The organism is Actinocorallia sp. B10E7 (assembly GCF_039871655.1).
Classification (GTDB): domain Bacteria; phylum Actinomycetota; class Actinomycetes; order Streptosporangiales; family Streptosporangiaceae; genus Actinocorallia.
Genome location: NZ_JBDPLZ010000013.1, coordinates 143,504 through 158,318, shown reverse-complemented (window position 1 = coordinate 158,318; position 14,815 = coordinate 143,504). Strand labels below are relative to the sequence as shown.

At 70.2% G+C, this 14,815-nt stretch carries 14 protein-coding genes; 5 read left to right on the top strand and 9 right to left on the bottom strand.

The window, feature by feature from the left end; all coding sequences use genetic code 11:
- Positions 1-501: 501 nt before the first annotated feature.
- From ABGB12_RS31690 to ABGB12_RS31665, 6 genes are read right to left on the bottom strand one after another with little or no spacing between them, the layout of a single operon-like run.
- A complete protein-coding gene (locus ABGB12_RS31690) occupies positions 502-1,368 on the bottom strand; it encodes a glycosyltransferase family 2 protein (protein WP_347683641.1) in 867 nt (288 codons plus the stop codon).
- Between the two features lie 12 nt (positions 1,369-1,380).
- A complete protein-coding gene (locus ABGB12_RS31685) occupies positions 1,381-2,253 on the bottom strand; it encodes a CDP-alcohol phosphatidyltransferase family protein (protein WP_347683639.1) in 873 nt (290 codons plus the stop codon).
- Between the two features lies 1 nt (position 2,254).
- Positions 2,255-3,310: an iron-containing alcohol dehydrogenase family protein gene (locus tag ABGB12_RS31680; protein WP_347683649.1), complete on the bottom strand. Its 1,056-nt coding sequence runs from the start codon at positions 3,308-3,310 to the stop codon at positions 2,255-2,257.
- A gap of 5 nt (positions 3,311-3,315) precedes the next feature.
- Positions 3,316-4,056 carry a phosphocholine cytidylyltransferase family protein gene (locus ABGB12_RS31675; RefSeq protein ID WP_347683637.1) on the bottom strand — a complete coding sequence of 247 codons (741 nt, stop codon included), beginning with the start codon at positions 4,054-4,056 and terminating at the stop codon, positions 3,316-3,318.
- Positions 4,053-4,694 (bottom strand): DUF5941 domain-containing protein, encoded by a 642-nt coding sequence (locus tag ABGB12_RS31670; RefSeq protein ID WP_347683635.1) that lies wholly within the window; start codon positions 4,692-4,694, stop codon positions 4,053-4,055. The genes ABGB12_RS31675 and ABGB12_RS31670 overlap by 4 nt, the downstream gene beginning before the upstream one ends.
- A complete protein-coding gene (locus ABGB12_RS31665; protein WP_347683633.1) occupies positions 4,691-6,274 on the bottom strand; it encodes a CDP-alcohol phosphatidyltransferase family protein in 1,584 nt (527 codons plus the stop codon). Before ABGB12_RS31665 ends, ABGB12_RS31670 begins: the two co-directional genes overlap by 4 nt.
- Positions 6,275-6,354: 80 nt before the next feature.
- On the opposite strand from ABGB12_RS31665, the gene ispD reads away from it, so the two are divergent.
- Positions 6,355-7,056 carry a 2-C-methyl-D-erythritol 4-phosphate cytidylyltransferase gene (gene ispD / locus ABGB12_RS31660; protein WP_347683631.1) on the top strand — a complete coding sequence of 234 codons (702 nt, stop codon included), beginning with the start codon at positions 6,355-6,357 and terminating at the stop codon, positions 7,054-7,056.
- On the opposite strand, the gene ABGB12_RS31655 is transcribed toward ispD, so the two are convergent.
- Positions 7,034-8,614, bottom strand: a complete 1,581-nt coding sequence (locus ABGB12_RS31655) for an LCP family protein (RefSeq protein WP_347683629.1) — start codon at positions 8,612-8,614, stop codon at positions 7,034-7,036. The two genes, ispD and ABGB12_RS31655, sit on opposite strands and share 23 nt — an antisense overlap.
- 89 nt (positions 8,615-8,703) lie before the next feature.
- Between ABGB12_RS31655 and ABGB12_RS31650 the strand changes: the two genes are divergently transcribed.
- Positions 8,704-9,723: a glycosyltransferase family 2 protein gene (locus ABGB12_RS31650; RefSeq protein WP_347683627.1), complete on the top strand. Its 1,020-nt coding sequence runs from the start codon at positions 8,704-8,706 to the stop codon at positions 9,721-9,723.
- A 16-nt stretch (positions 9,724-9,739) separates the two neighbouring features.
- Here ABGB12_RS31650 and ABGB12_RS31645 read toward each other — a convergent pair whose 3' ends face one another.
- Entirely contained in the window at positions 9,740-11,056 is a 1,317-nt protein-coding gene (locus tag ABGB12_RS31645) for a UDP-glucose/GDP-mannose dehydrogenase family protein (RefSeq protein WP_347683625.1), read from the bottom strand.
- A 41-nt stretch (positions 11,057-11,097) separates the two neighbouring features.
- Between ABGB12_RS31645 and ABGB12_RS31640 the strand changes: the two genes are divergently transcribed.
- Positions 11,098-12,267 (top strand): acyl-CoA dehydrogenase, encoded by a 1,170-nt coding sequence (locus ABGB12_RS31640; RefSeq protein ID WP_347683623.1) that lies wholly within the window; start codon positions 11,098-11,100, stop codon positions 12,265-12,267.
- Between the two features lie 18 nt (positions 12,268-12,285).
- On the opposite strand, the gene ABGB12_RS31635 is transcribed toward ABGB12_RS31640, so the two are convergent.
- A complete protein-coding gene (locus ABGB12_RS31635) occupies positions 12,286-12,993 on the bottom strand; it encodes a glycerophosphodiester phosphodiesterase (RefSeq protein ID WP_347683621.1) in 708 nt (235 codons plus the stop codon).
- A gap of 44 nt (positions 12,994-13,037) precedes the next feature.
- Here ABGB12_RS31635 and ABGB12_RS31630 point away from each other — a divergent pair, with 44 nt between their 5' ends.
- Together ABGB12_RS31630 and purE are read left to right on the top strand one after the other, a co-directional pair.
- Positions 13,038-14,198, top strand: coding sequence for a 5-(carboxyamino)imidazole ribonucleotide synthase (locus ABGB12_RS31630; protein WP_347683619.1), 1,161 nt, complete (start codon positions 13,038-13,040; stop codon positions 14,196-14,198).
- Positions 14,198-14,689, top strand: coding sequence for a 5-(carboxyamino)imidazole ribonucleotide mutase (gene purE / locus ABGB12_RS31625; RefSeq protein WP_347683617.1), 492 nt, complete (start codon positions 14,198-14,200; stop codon positions 14,687-14,689). The genes ABGB12_RS31630 and purE overlap by 1 nt, the downstream gene beginning before the upstream one ends.
- Positions 14,690-14,815 lie beyond the last annotated feature (126 nt).

Genomic DNA, 14,815 nt, shown 5'->3' with positions numbered 1-14,815 from the left:
GGTCTTGGCTGACCTTGCATCTGCCTCAAAGGTTCCTCTTGACGAGGATGACCAGAACCACAGGTCCTGGCCGTTATTTCGGCACTGACTTTTAGCACGCTGTTGAGTTCTCAAGAAACGGACTCGCAGTGTTCCGCGCCTTCCGGCGTTTCCCTCGCTGCGACTCTTCTAACTTATCAGGCTGTTTCTTCCTGTCAAATCCGCTCTTTCGAGTTGATTCTCCCGGACCAGCCCCCGCAGTTCGTTTCGCGCCTTTCGGCGTTTCCCTCGCTGCGATGTTTCTAATTTAGCAGATCCGCGCCGGCTGTCAAATTCGGCTTGTTTCTGCCAAGCCATTCCAAAAAAGGTAATGCAGTAGCACACCTTTGTTTTCCTGGCTTTTTGCCCACCGGCCGGCCGCCGCGGTCTCAGACCGCCCAGGCGTCCCGCGCCCCGGTCGGGCACAAGAGAGAAACTTACCCCGCGCCCCGGGGGGAGTCAACCGAAAGCACAAGATTTTTCTCAGACGATGGGGGGACGACCCGTGCGGGTCATCCGCCAGGCCGTGCGCCAGCTGATGGGCCGGCGCGGCCCCGCGTCGTTGCGGCAGCCTTCCAGGAAACCCTTGAACCAGGGCTTCAAGGCGGCGGGCTTGCGTTCCCGCAGGACCGTGAGCGTCACCCAGACGGCGAGGTACACCACCGCGATCGGCCAGGGGAGGTTCCGCTTGGCCAGCCACACCCGGTTGCGGGCGTTGTACCGGTAGAACGCCGCGTGCCTGGTCGCCAGCGTCGGCGGGTGGCACATCACCGACTCGGCGTCATAGACGATGCGGTAGCCGGCGTTCATCGCCTGCCACGCGAGGTCCGTCTCCTCGTGCGCGAAGAAGAAGTTCTCCGGTAGTCCCCCGCCCGCGTCGAAGGCGGAACGGCGCATGGCGCTCGCCCCGCCCAGGAACGTCGTGACGGCGGAGGACCTGTTCGGGTCCCCCGCCCTCAGCCGGGGGACATGGCGCCGCTGTCCGGGGCCGCCGTCCGGATCCTTGATCTGGAAGGAGACGATGCCGAGCGTCGGATCGGTGTCGAACATCGCCTGGAGCCTCTTGCCCAGCTCCAGAGACGGGTAGTAGCCGTCGTCGTCCAGGAAGACGACGATGTCGCCGGTCGTCTCCAGCACGCCCCGGTTGCGTCCGGCGGGGACGCCGATGTTCTCCGGCAGCAGCAGCGTCTTGATCCGGGGATCGTCCACGGGGGGCGTCCAGTCGCCGCGCACGCCGTTGCCGACGATGACGATCTCGACATCGACGTCCTTCTGGTTCAGCGCGCTGCGCAGCGCGCGATCCAACTCGACGGGACGGTTTCCCATGGTCAGCACCACGACGGAGAGCATCACACCATCCTTCTACTTCAGCCGCCGCGAGGCGACGATGCTCACGAAATGCAGCACCGTCTGCAGCACCGCGACCGCCGCGACCGCCACCAGCAGCCCTCGCGTCACCGTCCACTCGACCGGAGAACCGAAATAGGACAGAGGTCCCGGCTCCACGTATTCCGCGAACAAGCCGTTGGGCAGATCCGGCAGGCCGAGCACCTGGTCCAGCACCGCGGCCACGAGGATCAGCAACGACAGTTCGACGGCGCCGATGATGCGGTGGAACTTCAGCAGGGACGCGGCCTGGCGGGCCAGCGCCAGCCAGGGCGAGGTGGGCCGCAGCGCCCGGTCGCCTCCGGGCGGGTCGGCTGGGAGGCCTGACTTGGCCCGGGCCACCACGACGTTGTCGGTCTCGGCCTTGATCAGAGCCACGCCGAGCGCGCCGGCCAGACCGAGCATGATCCAGCCGCCCTGCCCCCACGGCAGGTCGAACTGGGCCTCGGCGCGGAAGCCGAGCCCGATGACGACGGCTACTTCAGAGAAGTAGTGCCCCAGCCGGTCCAGGTAGACGCCGGTGATGGACGTCCGCCCGGTGATCCGGGCGACCTCGCCGTCCGTGCAGTCCAGCACCAGGTAGAGCTGCACCAGCAGCGCCCCGACGATCGCGCTGACCAGGCCGGTGCCGACGCCGAAGGCGACTCCGGCCCCGATCCCGGACAGGATCATCAGGTAGGTGAGCTGATTGGGCGAGAACCCGATCCGCAGCGAGATCCAGGTGAGGAACGGCGAGAGCGAGCGGGCGTAGAGCCGTCCGGCCCAGTGCTCCTCGTTGCGTCGTTCCTTCAGGCCCGGGGGCTGCCCCTTCTCCCGGATCTCCTTGAGGGTGTAGCTCCTGGGTGGCATCTCAGCTACCGAACTCCTGTATGTACTTGCCCACCGCGGTCCGGATCTTCGCCTCGTCCAGGTTGAGGTACTCCAGGACGGTGTAGCGGCCCGGCCGGGTGGACGGCGCGAAGGCGACGGCCTCGGCGAACTGCTCGGCGGTGAGGCCGACGTCCCCGGGGACGAGCGGCAGCCGGTGCCGGCTCAGGCACTCCGCGACGATCCGTTCCCGCTGCTGGTCCTCGCCGAGGTACTCCCGGCGCAGGAAGTGGCAGAACAGCGCGCCGAGCCCGGCGAGCTCGCCGTGGTTGCCGGTGCCGGGGAAGAGCCGGTCGATGGCGTGCAGGATCTCGTGGTCGCCGCCGCTGGCCGGCTGGGAGGAGCCCGCGAACGACATCGCCATGCCCGACAGCACCAGCCCCTCGGCCAGCACGGTCAGGAAGGCGTCGGACTCGATCGAGGCGGGCTGGTAGATCAGCGCCTCGGCGGCGGTGCGCGCGACGGTCAGCGCGAGCCGGTCGATGGGCTCGCCGGTCTCGGCGTGCGCCAGCTCCCAGTCGGAGACCGCCGACAGGTTGCTGATGACGTCGCCGACGCCCGAGCGCACCAGCCCCTCGGGGGCGGCCCGCACGTAGTCCAGGTCGACGATCATCGCGATCGGCATGACGACGCCGAAGGAGCCCTTGCCCTCGTCGTGCTCCAGGGAGGCGACCGGGGAGCAGATGCCGTCGTGCGACAGGTTCGTGGCGACCGACACCATCGGGATGCCCGCGAGGGTCGCCGCGTACTTGGTGGCGTCGATGGTCTTGCCGCCGCCGATGGCGACGATCGCCTCGTAGGAGCCGCCGCGCAGCCGGCTGCCCAGCTGGACGGCGGCGTCGACGGTGCCGCCCGGCACCCGGAAGACCTCGCACTCGGCGAGCGTGGGCCGGATGTGCTCGGCGATGGCGTCGCCCTGCCCGGGCCCGACCGCGACGGCGACACGGCCCTCGGTGGCGATCCGCCGGTCGGCCAGCAGCTCCCCGAGGGACGCGATGGCGCCGCGCCGCACGTCGATGGACAGCGGCGCGGTCAGCATCCGCGTCAGTAGTGGCACGCGATCTCCCTGGCCTTCGCGAGGTCGTCGTGGTTGTCCACCTCGACCCAGGAGACGTCGCCGATCGGGGCGACGGCGATGGTGCCGCCCCGGTTGACGTACTCCTGGTAGCCGTCCTCGTAGTAGAGGTCGGTGTCCTTCTCGAAGGTGGCCTTGAGCGCGTCGGCGAGGGCCTCGGCGGCGGCCGGCTCCAGCAGGGTCGCGCCGATGTACTCGCCGGCGGCCTCGGAGGGGTCCATCAGCTTGGTGATGCGCTCCAGGGTGCCCTCGGGAGAGAGGATGACCTTCATCTCCTCGTCGGCGAGCTTCTTGACGTCGTCGACGGCCAGGAGGATGTCCGGGCCGTCCTCCCGGCGGGCCGCCAGCAGCGTCTTCTCGACGGAGACCGGGTGGACGGTGTCGCCGTTCACCATGAGGACGCCCCGGGAGAAGTGCTCGCGGGCCAGCCACATGGAGTAGGCGTTGTTCCACTCCTCGGCCTTGTCGTTGTACACCAGCGTGATCTTCACGCCGTACTTCTCCTCGAGGGCGGCCTTGCGCTCCTCGACGGCGTTCGCGCAGTAGCCCACGACGATGACGATCTCGTTCAGACCGACCTCGGCGAGGTTCCTCAGCGAGATGTCCATGATGGTGGTCTCACCATCGACCGGCACCAGCGCCTTCGGCAGGGTGTCGGTGTACGGGCGGAGACGGCGTCCCGCGCCCGCTGCCAGAATCATGCCGATCATGCGCCGGCCTCCTCTTCCAAATCAACTTCGGCACCTGTACTGCCGCGCTCCGTCTCCAGCCAGGTGCGGACACTCTCCCACCCGAACAGCACGCCCAGATAAAGGGCGAGGACGGCGTAGGCGGGGGTGGCGATCCCGATCATCGCGGCGGCCGCGGTGATCAGCATCCGGCCGTCCCAGCCGAGTCCGGCCTGGTACACCCAGTCGGGCGGCCACAGTCCCTGGCGGGTCCGGTAGACGGTGTCGTAGTGGTGGTAGACCAGCACCGCGAGCAGCGTGTACACCAGCGGGCGGGGAACCCCCTGGGTGAACCCGAGCACAGCCAGGTAACCATACTCGATGGCCCTGATGGCCGGGGGTACGAGCCAGTCGAGCCTCCCGTCGTGCGGGTGCGTCGAGGTGGGCCCGACCAGCAGCGTGAGCAGCACGGCGGGCGCCAGCAGCGCCGGCAGGTCGCCGGAGGAGGAGCCCAGGACCAGCACGAGGACCGTCAGCGCGCCGACGACCAGGGTCGGCAGCAGCGGCCCCAGCCTCCCGCCGGCCATCTCCCCCAGCGAGCGGGAGAGGATCCCGTCGTCGCGGTAGGCGCGCTGTTGTGCGGTGCGCGCCGCGGCGCGCGGGTCGGTTTCGACGGTCATGCCAGCGACCTCAGGATCCGTCCGGACAAGGTGTAGGCGGCCGCCAGGCCGCCCCAGGCGAGCAGGGCGAGGAAGGTGACCCTGGCGTCGAAGAACGCGGCGGTCAGGGCGATGAGCGCGAACCGCTCGCCGATCGGGAGGATCACGATCTTCTTCGCCCAGCGGGCGCCGGGGACGCGCTCCAGCGCGGCGCTGACCCGGACCGCCAGCATGCCCGCGCCGCCCCGACGGGCGGGGGCGGGCCGGGCGGGCGGGTCGAGCAGGCTGTCGTCGGGGACGTCCAGCGGGATCTCCTTGATCGGGGCCGGGGGTGCGGCGCCCTTGTGGACGGCGAAGCTGAAGTCGACCATGTGGCGGCAGGTCTGCAGGATGATCACGGCGCAGGCCAGGCCCCAGACGTCGCCGGGATGGGCCACGCTGTAGCCGACGGCCAGTCCCGCGTAGGCCAGGTACTCCTTGGCCCGGTCGAAGGTGGCGTCCAGCCAGGCGCCCAGCGTGGAGAACTGGCGGGTGTAGCGGGCGACCTGGCCGTCCACGCAGTCGAAGACGAAGGCGAAGTAGAGCAGGATCCCGCCGGTGACCAGACCCGTCCGGGTGCCCTCGGCGAACCACAGGGCGGCGATCGCGGCGATCGCCATCGAGATGCAGGTCACCATGTTGGGGGTGAGCCGCATCCGCGCCGCCCAGCGGGCGATGTACTTGGAGTAGCTGCTGACGAAGTAGGTGGTGAAGAAGCCGTCGTTGGACTTCACCGCCGCGTCGAGCCTGACCCCGTCCTCGTCGACCGCCTCGACGGCCTGCCGGGCCGCGGCGGCCTGCTCGGGGGTGAGCACCCGCTCGCAGACCAGGACGTCGACGTTGCGGGCGGCGACCCGCACGCCGGTGCGGACCAGGGCGACCAGCAGGAGCCCGGCGGCGTCGTCTCCGCGCGGAGCGGTGGCGCCCAGCACGGGGTGCTGCTCGACGCGCCGGTCGAACTCGTCGCGCGCGTCGTTGTCGACGAAGACCTCGGGGCCCTCCGCCGCGCGGCGGCCGAGCCTGCGGACCGGGACGTCCACCCTGGGCAGCAGGTCCACCAGCATGGTCAGCCGGTCGCACAGGTCGGCGAGCCGCTCCGGCTCGCCGATCTTCAGGGCGCCGCGGAAGACGCCGTCGGGGTCGGTGACCTGGTGGAAGGGCGATCCCGCCGAGACCACCCGCCGGCGGGCGATGCGGACGGCGGGCCGCTTCCCGGTCACCGGCTGCTTGGCGGTGATCGCGGTGGTGGTCTTGTCGCGCAGCAGACGGATCAACAGCTCATCGCTGATCACCAGATCCGCGTGCGCGAGGTAGAGCTCTCCAGCGGACCGTGCCAGCCTCCCGATCTCGAACAGATCGCCCGCCAGGTCCGGCGACTCGATCACCTCACGCCCGTTCTTGCGCAGCACCGGGGCCGCCTCGGGCCGGGCGACGATCCGCACGTCCGATACGTTGTTTGCCGCCAGCTGCTCCAGCAGCCGGTCGAGCACGGTCACCCGGTCGTCATACGCGAGCTCGGCTGTCGGGTCGTCTGGCTCGGTGGCCAGCACCACGAACGTCACCCGCGGCCTCCAACACAGCAGGTCAGATCACAAAGCCCTCAGCCTAGTGGGTGTACGGGCGGGAAACTGAGGAGTACCAGGTGAAAACAGCCGGTGTGATCCTCGCCGGGGGCCTCGGCCTGCGCGTCGGCGCGGGCAGGCCCAAGCAGTTGATCGAGGTCGGAGGGCGTCCGCTGCTGGCCTATCCGATGGAGACGTTCGCGAGCGCGGAACGCCTCGACCGGGTCATCGTCGTCATGGCGTCGGGCCACGTGGCGGCGGCCGAGAAGCTCGCCGCCCCCTACGGGGGCAGGGTGGAGGTCATCGAGGGCGGCGAGACCCGCACCGCCTCCACGCTGAAGGCGATGGAGGCGATGAAGGACGAGCCGGACGACACCCGCGTCCTGTTCCACGACGCCGCCCGCGCCTTCGTCGGGCACGACGTGCTGGACCGCTGCCTGGCCGGCCTGGAGACCCACGAGTCCGTCGCGGTGGCGCTGCCCGTCACCGACACCGTCGTGGCGGTCTCCGGCGGGCTGGTCCGCGACATGCCGCCCCGGCCGAGCCTGGCGCGGTTCCAGACGCCGCAGGGGTTCCGGCTCGGAACCCTGCGCGCCGCCTACGGACTGGCGCTGCGGGACCCGGAGTTCGTCGCCACCGACGACTGCGGCGTGGTGCACCGGTACCTCCCGGACGTCCCGATCCGGGTGGTGGAGGGCGACGAGCGTCTGCTCAAGGTCACCACCCCGCTCGACCTGGTCGTGGCCGAGCACCTGGCCGCTACCCGCACAGGTTCTGCGTAGCCGTCCTGGTCTCGTAATCGGGGGCGGCCGCCTCGGAGGCCGTCTTGACGGTCTTGGGCTTGGCCCAGTCGCCGCCCACCACGACCTCGATGCGGGTGCCGAGCGCGTCGACCTTCTGCAGCTCGGCGAACGGGATCGAGGCGGCCAGGGTCCGGGCGGAGTCGGCGCGGGCCGGACCGTAGCGGATGACCGTGGACTTGGTATTCCGGCGCTGCACGACCCCGATGAGCCAGGAGGAGCGGAACCCTGCGGCGGACAGTCCGGCGCTGGCCTTCTTGGCCACGCCGGTGACACCGGTGCCGTTGCGCACCTGCACGGAGATCTGCTCCGGCGCGACGGTCAGCGGCTCGCCCGTGGCGGTGGGTGTCGCGGTGGGCTTCGGCTCGATCAGCGGCTCGTCCCCGTCGATCCTGCGGAACATCTTGCGGGCCTCGGACTCGTCCCACAGCACGACGGACTGGTTGATCCCGCCGATCAGGGCGCTGCCCGCCTGGTCGGCGATGGGGACCTTCGCGAACTCGACGTCGTCGAGCGACAGGTCCTTGAACTGGTCGGCCAGCTCGGCGGCGTCCTTCTTCAGCCCGCTGTCGACCCGGACGGCCTCGAGCATCGCGTTGAGCACCTTCGTGCCCCGCACCGGGTCCTTGACCTTGCTCAGCGACTGCTTCAGCAGGGAGGACAGGAACACCTGCTGGCGCTGCATGCGCCCGATGTCCTCGCCGAGGCCGTGCCGGACCCGGGCGAAGGCCAGGGCGGTGGCGCCGTCCACGTGGTGGGTGCCGGGGGCGAGCTTCAGCCCGCTGGCGCGGTCGTCGATGGCCTGCTCGGTGCAGACCTCCACCCCGCCGACGGCGTCGACGACCTTGAGGAAGCCCAGGAAGTTGACCTCGACGTAGTGGTCGACGGTCAGTCCCGTGTGGTCCTCGATGGCGTCCTTCATCAGCTGGGGGCCGCCGTAGGCGTAGGCCCAGGTGAGCTTCCCCTTCTGGGCGGGGACCCGCTCGCCCGCGGAGTTCTTGTACGAGGGGATGGTCACCAGGGTGTCGCGCGGGAGGCTGACCACCGTCACCTTGTCGTGGTCCTCGGAGATGTGCATCAGCATCATCGTGTCCGAGCGCGCGCCCTTCTCGCGGCCCAGGTGCAGGCGCTTGATGTCGGCGGTGCTCATGCCGTCGCGCTTGTCGACCCCGGCGAGCAGGATGTTCATCGACCCCTTGGGCCCCGAGCCCTCGGGCAGGTCGATTTCGATGGTCTTGATCCTGCCCTGGAGGAACTCCTGGAAGCCCCAGGCCGTGCCGGAGGCGAGCAGGACCACGGACGAGACCGCGGCGGTGACCATGAGGTTGCGGCGGCGGCGCACCGCCTCTCGGGCCGAGCCCGGCCCGCCCGCCCTGCGGCGTCCGCGCGGCGGGTCGAGCACCACTTTCGGCGCGCGTTCGTTGTCGAGGGCGACGGCGTCCCAGCTCCCGCTGTCGTCCGCCACGGGCCCTCCCGGACCCTCCGCCCCGGCTGGTCTGGGGCGGAAATACTGCTCGATCGGGTCGTCGTCCCCGGCCATGCCCAGCCCCCTTCGCTTCACCCCGCCGGACGGAAAACCCTCCGATCGTGGCCTGCGGACCTGGCTGGATACGTTACCGTGGCGCCGTCATGAATCAGTCTCTCCACGCTGACGGCGAGCCGCGCACCACTTGGCCGGCCGTCTCCGTCGTCATGCCGGTCCTCAACGAGGAACGCCACCTCGAGGACGCCGTGAACCACATCATGGCGCAGGATTACCCCGGTGAGCTGGAGCTCGTCCTGTCCATCGGGCCGTCCAGGGACCGCACCGACGAGATCGCCAAACGGTTGGCCGCGAAGGATCCCCGGATCGTCCTGACGCGCAATCCGACGGGGCGGACCCCCAACGGGCTGAACATCGCGATCAAGGCTTCGCAGTACTCCATCATCGTCCGGGTCGACGGGCACTCCCTGCTGCCCGACGACTACATCCGCATCGCCGTGGAGACCATGGACCGGTACGGCGCCGACAACGTCGGCGGCCTCATGGCCGCCGAGGGCGTCACCCCGTTCGAGAAGGCCGTGGCACGGGCCATGACGTCGAAGTTCGGCGTCGGCAACGCCCGCTTCCACACCGGCGGGGAGCCCGGCGAGGTCGAGACGGTCTACCTGGGCACGTTCCGGCGCAGCGCGCTGGAGCGGGTCGGCGGCTACGACGAGACGTTCGTGCGCGCCCAGGACTGGGAGATGAACCACCGGATCCGCCAGAGCGGCGGGAAGATCTGGTTCACCCCGGCCATGCGCGTCACCTACCGGCCCCGGCCCGACCTCAAGCAGCTGGCCAAGCAGTTCTTCTACACCGGCCGCTGGCGCCGGGTGGTCGGCCGCGAGCACCAGGGCACCCTGAACCTGCGGTATCTGGCCCCGCCGCTGGCGGTCGTCGGGATCCTGGTGGGCACCCTGGCCGGGCTGGTCGGCTTCTGGCCGGGCTGGATCCTGCCGGTGGGCTACTTCCTCGCCATCCCGGTCGGCGGCACCCTGCTGACCTCCGAGGGCCTGCCGTGGAAGGCCAAGCTCCTCCTGCCGTTCGTCTACGCGACGATGCACCTCTCCTGGGGTCTGGGCTTCCTGACCAGCCCGCCCGGCCTCGGGCTGACCAGGGACCGCTGAGGCGGCCGGGCCGCCCTCAGGGGCGGCCCAGTGCCTTGTACGTCCAGCTCGCCGCGCGCCAGCGCTCGGGGTCCAGGGCGTTCCGGCCGTCCACGATGTTGCGTTCGCGGACCCGGGCGCCCAGGACCTCCGGATCGAGGTCGCGGAACTCCTTCCATTCGGTGAGGAGCAGGACGACGTCGGCGGCGTCGGCCGCCTCCAGGGCGGACTCGCCGAAGCCGAGGGCCGGCTGCGCCTTGCGGGCGTTGTCCAGGGCCTGCGGGTCGTAGACGGTCACGTCGCCGCCCTGCCTCCTGATCTCGGCGGCCACGTCGAGGGCCGGCGAGTCCCGCACGTCGTCGGAGTTCGGTTTGAAGGCCGCGCCCAGCACGCAGACCTTCCGTCCGCGGAACGATCCACCCAGCAGGTCGCGGGCCAGGTCGACCATGCGGATCCGGCGGCGGATGTTGATGGCGTCCACCTCGCGCAGGAACGACAGTGCCTGGTCGACGCCGAGCTCGCCGGCGCGGGCCATGAACGCCCGGATGTCCTTGGGCAGGCAGCCGCCGCCGAAGCCCAGGCCGGGGCCGAGGAACTTGCCGCCGATCCGGTCGTCGTAGGACAGGGCCTGCGAGAGCTTGGTGACGTCGGCGCCTGTGGCCTCGCAGACCTCGGCCATGGCGTTGATGAAGGAGATCTTCGTGGCCAGGAAGGCGTTCGCCGACACCTTGACCAGCTCCGCGGTGGGAAAGTCGCTGACCACCAGCGGGACTCCCTCGTCGAGCTGCCGGGCGTAGACCTCGCGCATGATCCGCTCGGCCTTCTCCGAGCGCACGCCGAGCACCAGCCGGTCGGGGTGCAGGGTGTCCTGGACGGCGAAGCCCTCGCGCAGGAACTCGGGGTTCCAGACCAGCTCCACCTCGGGCGAGGGGGCCAGTCGGCGCAGCAGCTCCGAGACCCGGGCCGCGGTGCCCACCGGGACCGTCGACTTGCCGACGACCAGGCACTCGCGGGTCAGCAGCGGCGCGAGCGAGGTGATCGCCGAGTCCACGAAGGAGACGTCGGCGGCGTACTCGCCGGGCTTCTGCGGGGTGCCCACGCACACGAAGTGCACCTCGCCGAACTCGGCGATCTCCTGGTAGGAGGTGGTGAAACGCAGGCGGCCGTTCTCCAGGTTGCGCCGAAGCACCTCCGGCAGACCCGGCTCATAGAAGGGAAGGTCTCCCGCGGCCAAACGTTCGATACGATCGGGTAGGACGTCCAAGCCGAGCACTTCGAAACCGAGCTCGGCCATACACGCCGCGTGGGTCGCGCCGAGATATCCGGTCCCGATGACCGTGAGCCGTTGAACCACCGCAATCTCCTCAAATTCTACTGGCGGGTAGCATGCCTACCATGAGCTCTGACTTTCCCGCCTACGCCCCGTCCGAGGAGCACGAGCTGCTCCGTCAGACGATCCGCGAACTCGCCGACACCAAGATCACACCACACGCCGCCGACGTGGACGAGAACGCCCGTTTCCCGCAGGAGGCCCTCGACGCGCTCGTCGCAGGCGACCTGCACGCCGTCCACATCCCCGAAGCCTACGGCGGCAACGGGGCCGACGCGCTGGCGACCGTGATCGTGATCGAGGAGGTGGCCCGAGCCTGCGCCTCCTCCTCGCTCATCCCCGCGGTGAACAAGCTCGGCACCGTGCCCGTCCTGCTGTCGGGCGGCGAGGAACTCAAGAAGAAGTACCTGGCGCCCGTGGCACGCGGTGAGGCCATGTTCTCCTACGCGTTGTCGGAGGCCGAAGCCGGATCCGACGCCGCCGGCATGAAGACCCGCGCGGTGCGCGACGGCGACCACTGGGTGCTCAACGGCGCCAAGATGTGGATCACCAACGCGGGCGTGTCGGAGTACTACACCGTGATGGCCGTGACCGACCCCGGCAAGGGCGCCCGCGGGATCTCCGCCTTCGTCGTCGAGAAGTCCGACCCGGGCGTGTCCTTCGGGCCCAAGGAGCGCAAGCTCGGCATCAAGGGCTCCCCGACCCGCCAGGTCATCCTGGAGGACGTGCGCATCCCCGCCGACAGGATCATCGGCGAGGAGGGCACCGGCTTCAAGACCGCGCTGGCCACCCTGGACCACACCCGCATCACCATCGCGGCCCAGGCCCTCGGCATCGCCCAGGGCGCCCTGGACTACGCCATCGGCTACGTCAAGGAGCGCAAGCAGTTCGGCAAGCCCATCAGCGACTTCCAGGGCGTGCAGTTCATGCTCGCCGACATGGCCATGAAGCTCGAGGGCGCCCGCCAGCTGACCTACCACGCGGCGATCAAGTCCGAGCGCGCCTTCCACGGCGAGGAGATCCCGGACCTGACCTTCGTGTCCTCGGCCTGCAAGTGCCTGGCCTCCGACGTCGCCATGGACGTCACCACCGACGCCGTCCAGCTCCTCGGCGGCTACGGCTACACCCAGGACTTCCCGGTCGAGCGCATGATGCGCGACGCCAAGATCACCCAGATCTACGAAGGCACCAACCAGATCCAGCGCGTCGTCATGGCCCGCCAGATCCTCAAGTAGCCGCGGACCTGCCGCGGGTCAGTCCGTCCCGGCCACCGGCGCCTCCAACGCGGTGAGCGTGGCCGGGACGTCGTCGACGATCACCGCGTCGGCGGCCGCGTACCTGTGCAGGTCCTCGGGCTTGGGGCACCAGACCATGACCTCCAGGCCCGCCTTGTGCGCGGTGTCCGCGCACTCGGCGAACGGGCGCTGCTTGGGGCTGGGATCGCAGGAGCCGGTGTGCAGGGCCACGGCCTGCAGGTCCAGGCCGGCGGCCGCGGCGACGGCGTGGCCGATGGGGAACCAGAGCCAGGTGAGCAGGCCCCGCGGGATGCCGGTCCCGGCCAGGCCCAGCAGCAGCGCCGGGTCGAACGAGGTGACCATCAGGGGGCGCCGCCGGGCCTCCGCCCTGAGCACCTTCTCCAGCAGGGGGCCGGTGCGCGGGTCCAGCGCGTCCTCCAGCACCGTCTTGACGTCCACGTCGACGCCGACGTGCTCGGGCAGCGCCTCGAACACCTCCTCGATCCGCAGGAGGCCCTCCCCCGGCCCGTCGATGAGGAAGGATCCGTCCTCGGACGTGAAGTCGTGCCCCAGCACCAGGTCGTCGTCCGCGGTGCGCTGGACGTCGATCTCGACCCAGGACAGGCCCAGGTCCACCGCGCCCAGGAGGGACTCCAGCGTGTTCTCCCCCGGACCCGAGCCACAGCCCCGGTGCCCGATGATCGTCGGTGTGCCGTCAAACATCATGGTGCGCCCCCACTAAGCTGCTCGGTGTGAGAAGTCCTGGTCAGATGCCGGTTGTCGGAATGGTGGGTGGCGGTCAGCTCGCCCGGATGACCCAGCAGGCGGCGATCGCGCTGGGCGTGCGGCTGCGGGTACTGGCCGGCGCCCCCGACGAGTCCGCCGCGCTGGTGTGCGCCGACGTCCGGTTGGGCTCGCACGAGTCCCTGGAAGACCTGCTCGCCTTCGCCGAGGGCTGCGACGTGGTCACCTGGGACCACGAGCACGTTCCGGGCGAGCACATCCGGGCGCTGGAGGAGGCCGGGGTGGTCTGCCGTCCCGGGTCCGCCGCCCTGCTGCACGCCCAGGACAAGCTGGTGATGCGCGAGCGGCTGTCCGCGCTCGGCGCCCCCTGTCCCGCGTTCGCCCCGGTACACGGCAAAGACGATGTCACGGCCTTCGCCGAAAATCACGGATGGCCGGTGGTGCTGAAGGCCACACGCGGCGGCTACGACGGCAAGGGCGTGTGGGTCGTGGGCTCCGCCGACGAGGCCGCCTCGGTGCTCGCCGAGGTGCTGCCCTCGGGGACCCGGCTGATGGCCGAGGAGCGCGTGTCCTTCCGGCGCGAGCTGGCGGCGCTGGTCGCCCGCTCCCCGCACGGCCAGGGCGCCGCCTACCCGGTGGTGGAGACCGTCCAGCGGGACGGCATCTGCGTCGAGGTGGTCGCCCCCGCCGAGGGGCTGGATCCCCGGACCGCCGCGCGCGCCCAGGAGCTGGCTCTGCGGCTGGCCGAGGAGCTCGGCGTGGTCGGGCTGCTGGCGGTCGAGCTGTTCGAGACCGACGGCGGCGTGGTCGTCAACGAGCTGGCCATGCGGCCGCACAACTCCGGCCACTGGACGATGGACGGCAGCCGCACCTCCCAGTTCGAGCAGCACCTCCGGGCCGTCCTGGACCTGCCGCTGGGCGACACCTCCACCAGCGCCCCCTGGACGGTCATGGGCAACCTGCTCGGCGGCGAGGACCCGGACCTCTACCCCCGCTACGAGCACGTGATGGCGCACGACCCCGGGGCGAAGATCCACTTCTACGGCAAGGGCGTACGGCCCGGCCGCAAGATCGGTCATGTGAACGTGACGGGAGACGACCTTCCGCGCATGCGGGCACGCGCGGCGCACGCCGTCGACTACCTGCGCGACCCGGGTTCGGTCTACCCCGAGGAAAGGGAGAAGTGATGGCTCCGCAGGTCGGCGTGGTCATGGGCAGCGATTCGGACTGGCCGGTGATGAAGGCCGCGGCCGAGGCCCTCGCGGAATTCGGGGTGGAGTACGAGGCCGACGTGGTCTCGGCGCACCGGATGCCGCACGACATGATCGAATACGGCTCGGGGGCGGCCGGACGCGGGCTCAAGGTGATCATCGCGGGGGCCGGGGGCGCGGCCCACCTGCCCGGAATGCTGGCGAGCGTCACCCCCCTCCCGGTGATCGGGGTCCCGGTCCCGTTGAAGTACCTGGACGGGATGGACTCCCTCCTGTCGATCGTCCAGATGCCGGCCGGCGTGCCGGTCGCCACGGTCGCGGTGGGGGCGGCGCGCAACGCGGGCCTGCTGGCGGTGCGCATCCTCGCCGCGGAGAACCCCGAACTCCAGACCAAGATGCTGGAGTTCCAGCAAGACTTGTATCGTCAGGCGAAGGCCAAGGGAGAGAGATTGCGGGAGACTTCGTAAGACGGATCTCGTTTCCCTCGAATCTCCCGGAGCCTGGACCCGGGGTGCCCGCCCCGGGTGGCACCCCCCCAGCGGAACAGGCGCACTGCCGTGACGGGAATGTTCGTGAGCCGGGGCGGCGTTCTG

What these genes read in the sequence shown, in the direction of transcription:
- ABGB12_RS31690 (WP_347683641.1), bottom strand. Translation starts at nt 1,368, where the DNA reads ATGCTCTCCGTCGTGGTGCTGACCATGGGAAACCGTCCCGTCGAGTTG.
- ABGB12_RS31685 (WP_347683639.1), bottom strand. Translation starts at nt 2,253, where the DNA reads ATGCCACCCAGGAGCTACACCCTCAAGGAGATCCGGGAGAAGGGGCAG.
- ABGB12_RS31680 (WP_347683649.1), bottom strand. Translation starts at nt 3,310, where the DNA reads ATGCTGACCGCGCCGCTGTCCATCGACGTGCGGCGCGGCGCCATCGCG.
- ABGB12_RS31675 (WP_347683637.1), bottom strand. Translation starts at nt 4,056, where the DNA reads ATGATCGGCATGATTCTGGCAGCGGGCGCGGGACGCCGTCTCCGCCCG.
- ABGB12_RS31670 (WP_347683635.1), bottom strand. Translation starts at nt 4,694, where the DNA reads ATGACCGTCGAAACCGACCCGCGCGCCGCGGCGCGCACCGCACAACAG.
- ABGB12_RS31655 (WP_347683629.1), bottom strand. Translation starts at nt 8,614, where the DNA reads ATGGCCGGGGACGACGACCCGATCGAGCAGTATTTCCGCCCCAGACCA.
- ABGB12_RS31650 (WP_347683627.1), top strand. Translation starts at nt 8,704, where the DNA reads ATGAATCAGTCTCTCCACGCTGACGGCGAGCCGCGCACCACTTGGCCG.
- ABGB12_RS31640 (WP_347683623.1), top strand. Translation starts at nt 11,098, where the DNA reads ATGAGCTCTGACTTTCCCGCCTACGCCCCGTCCGAGGAGCACGAGCTG.
- ABGB12_RS31635 (WP_347683621.1), bottom strand. Translation starts at nt 12,993, where the DNA reads ATGATGTTTGACGGCACACCGACGATCATCGGGCACCGGGGCTGTGGC.
- ABGB12_RS31630 (WP_347683619.1), top strand. Translation starts at nt 13,038, where the DNA reads ATGCCGGTTGTCGGAATGGTGGGTGGCGGTCAGCTCGCCCGGATGACC.
- purE (WP_347683617.1), top strand. Translation starts at nt 14,198, where the DNA reads ATGGCTCCGCAGGTCGGCGTGGTCATGGGCAGCGATTCGGACTGGCCG.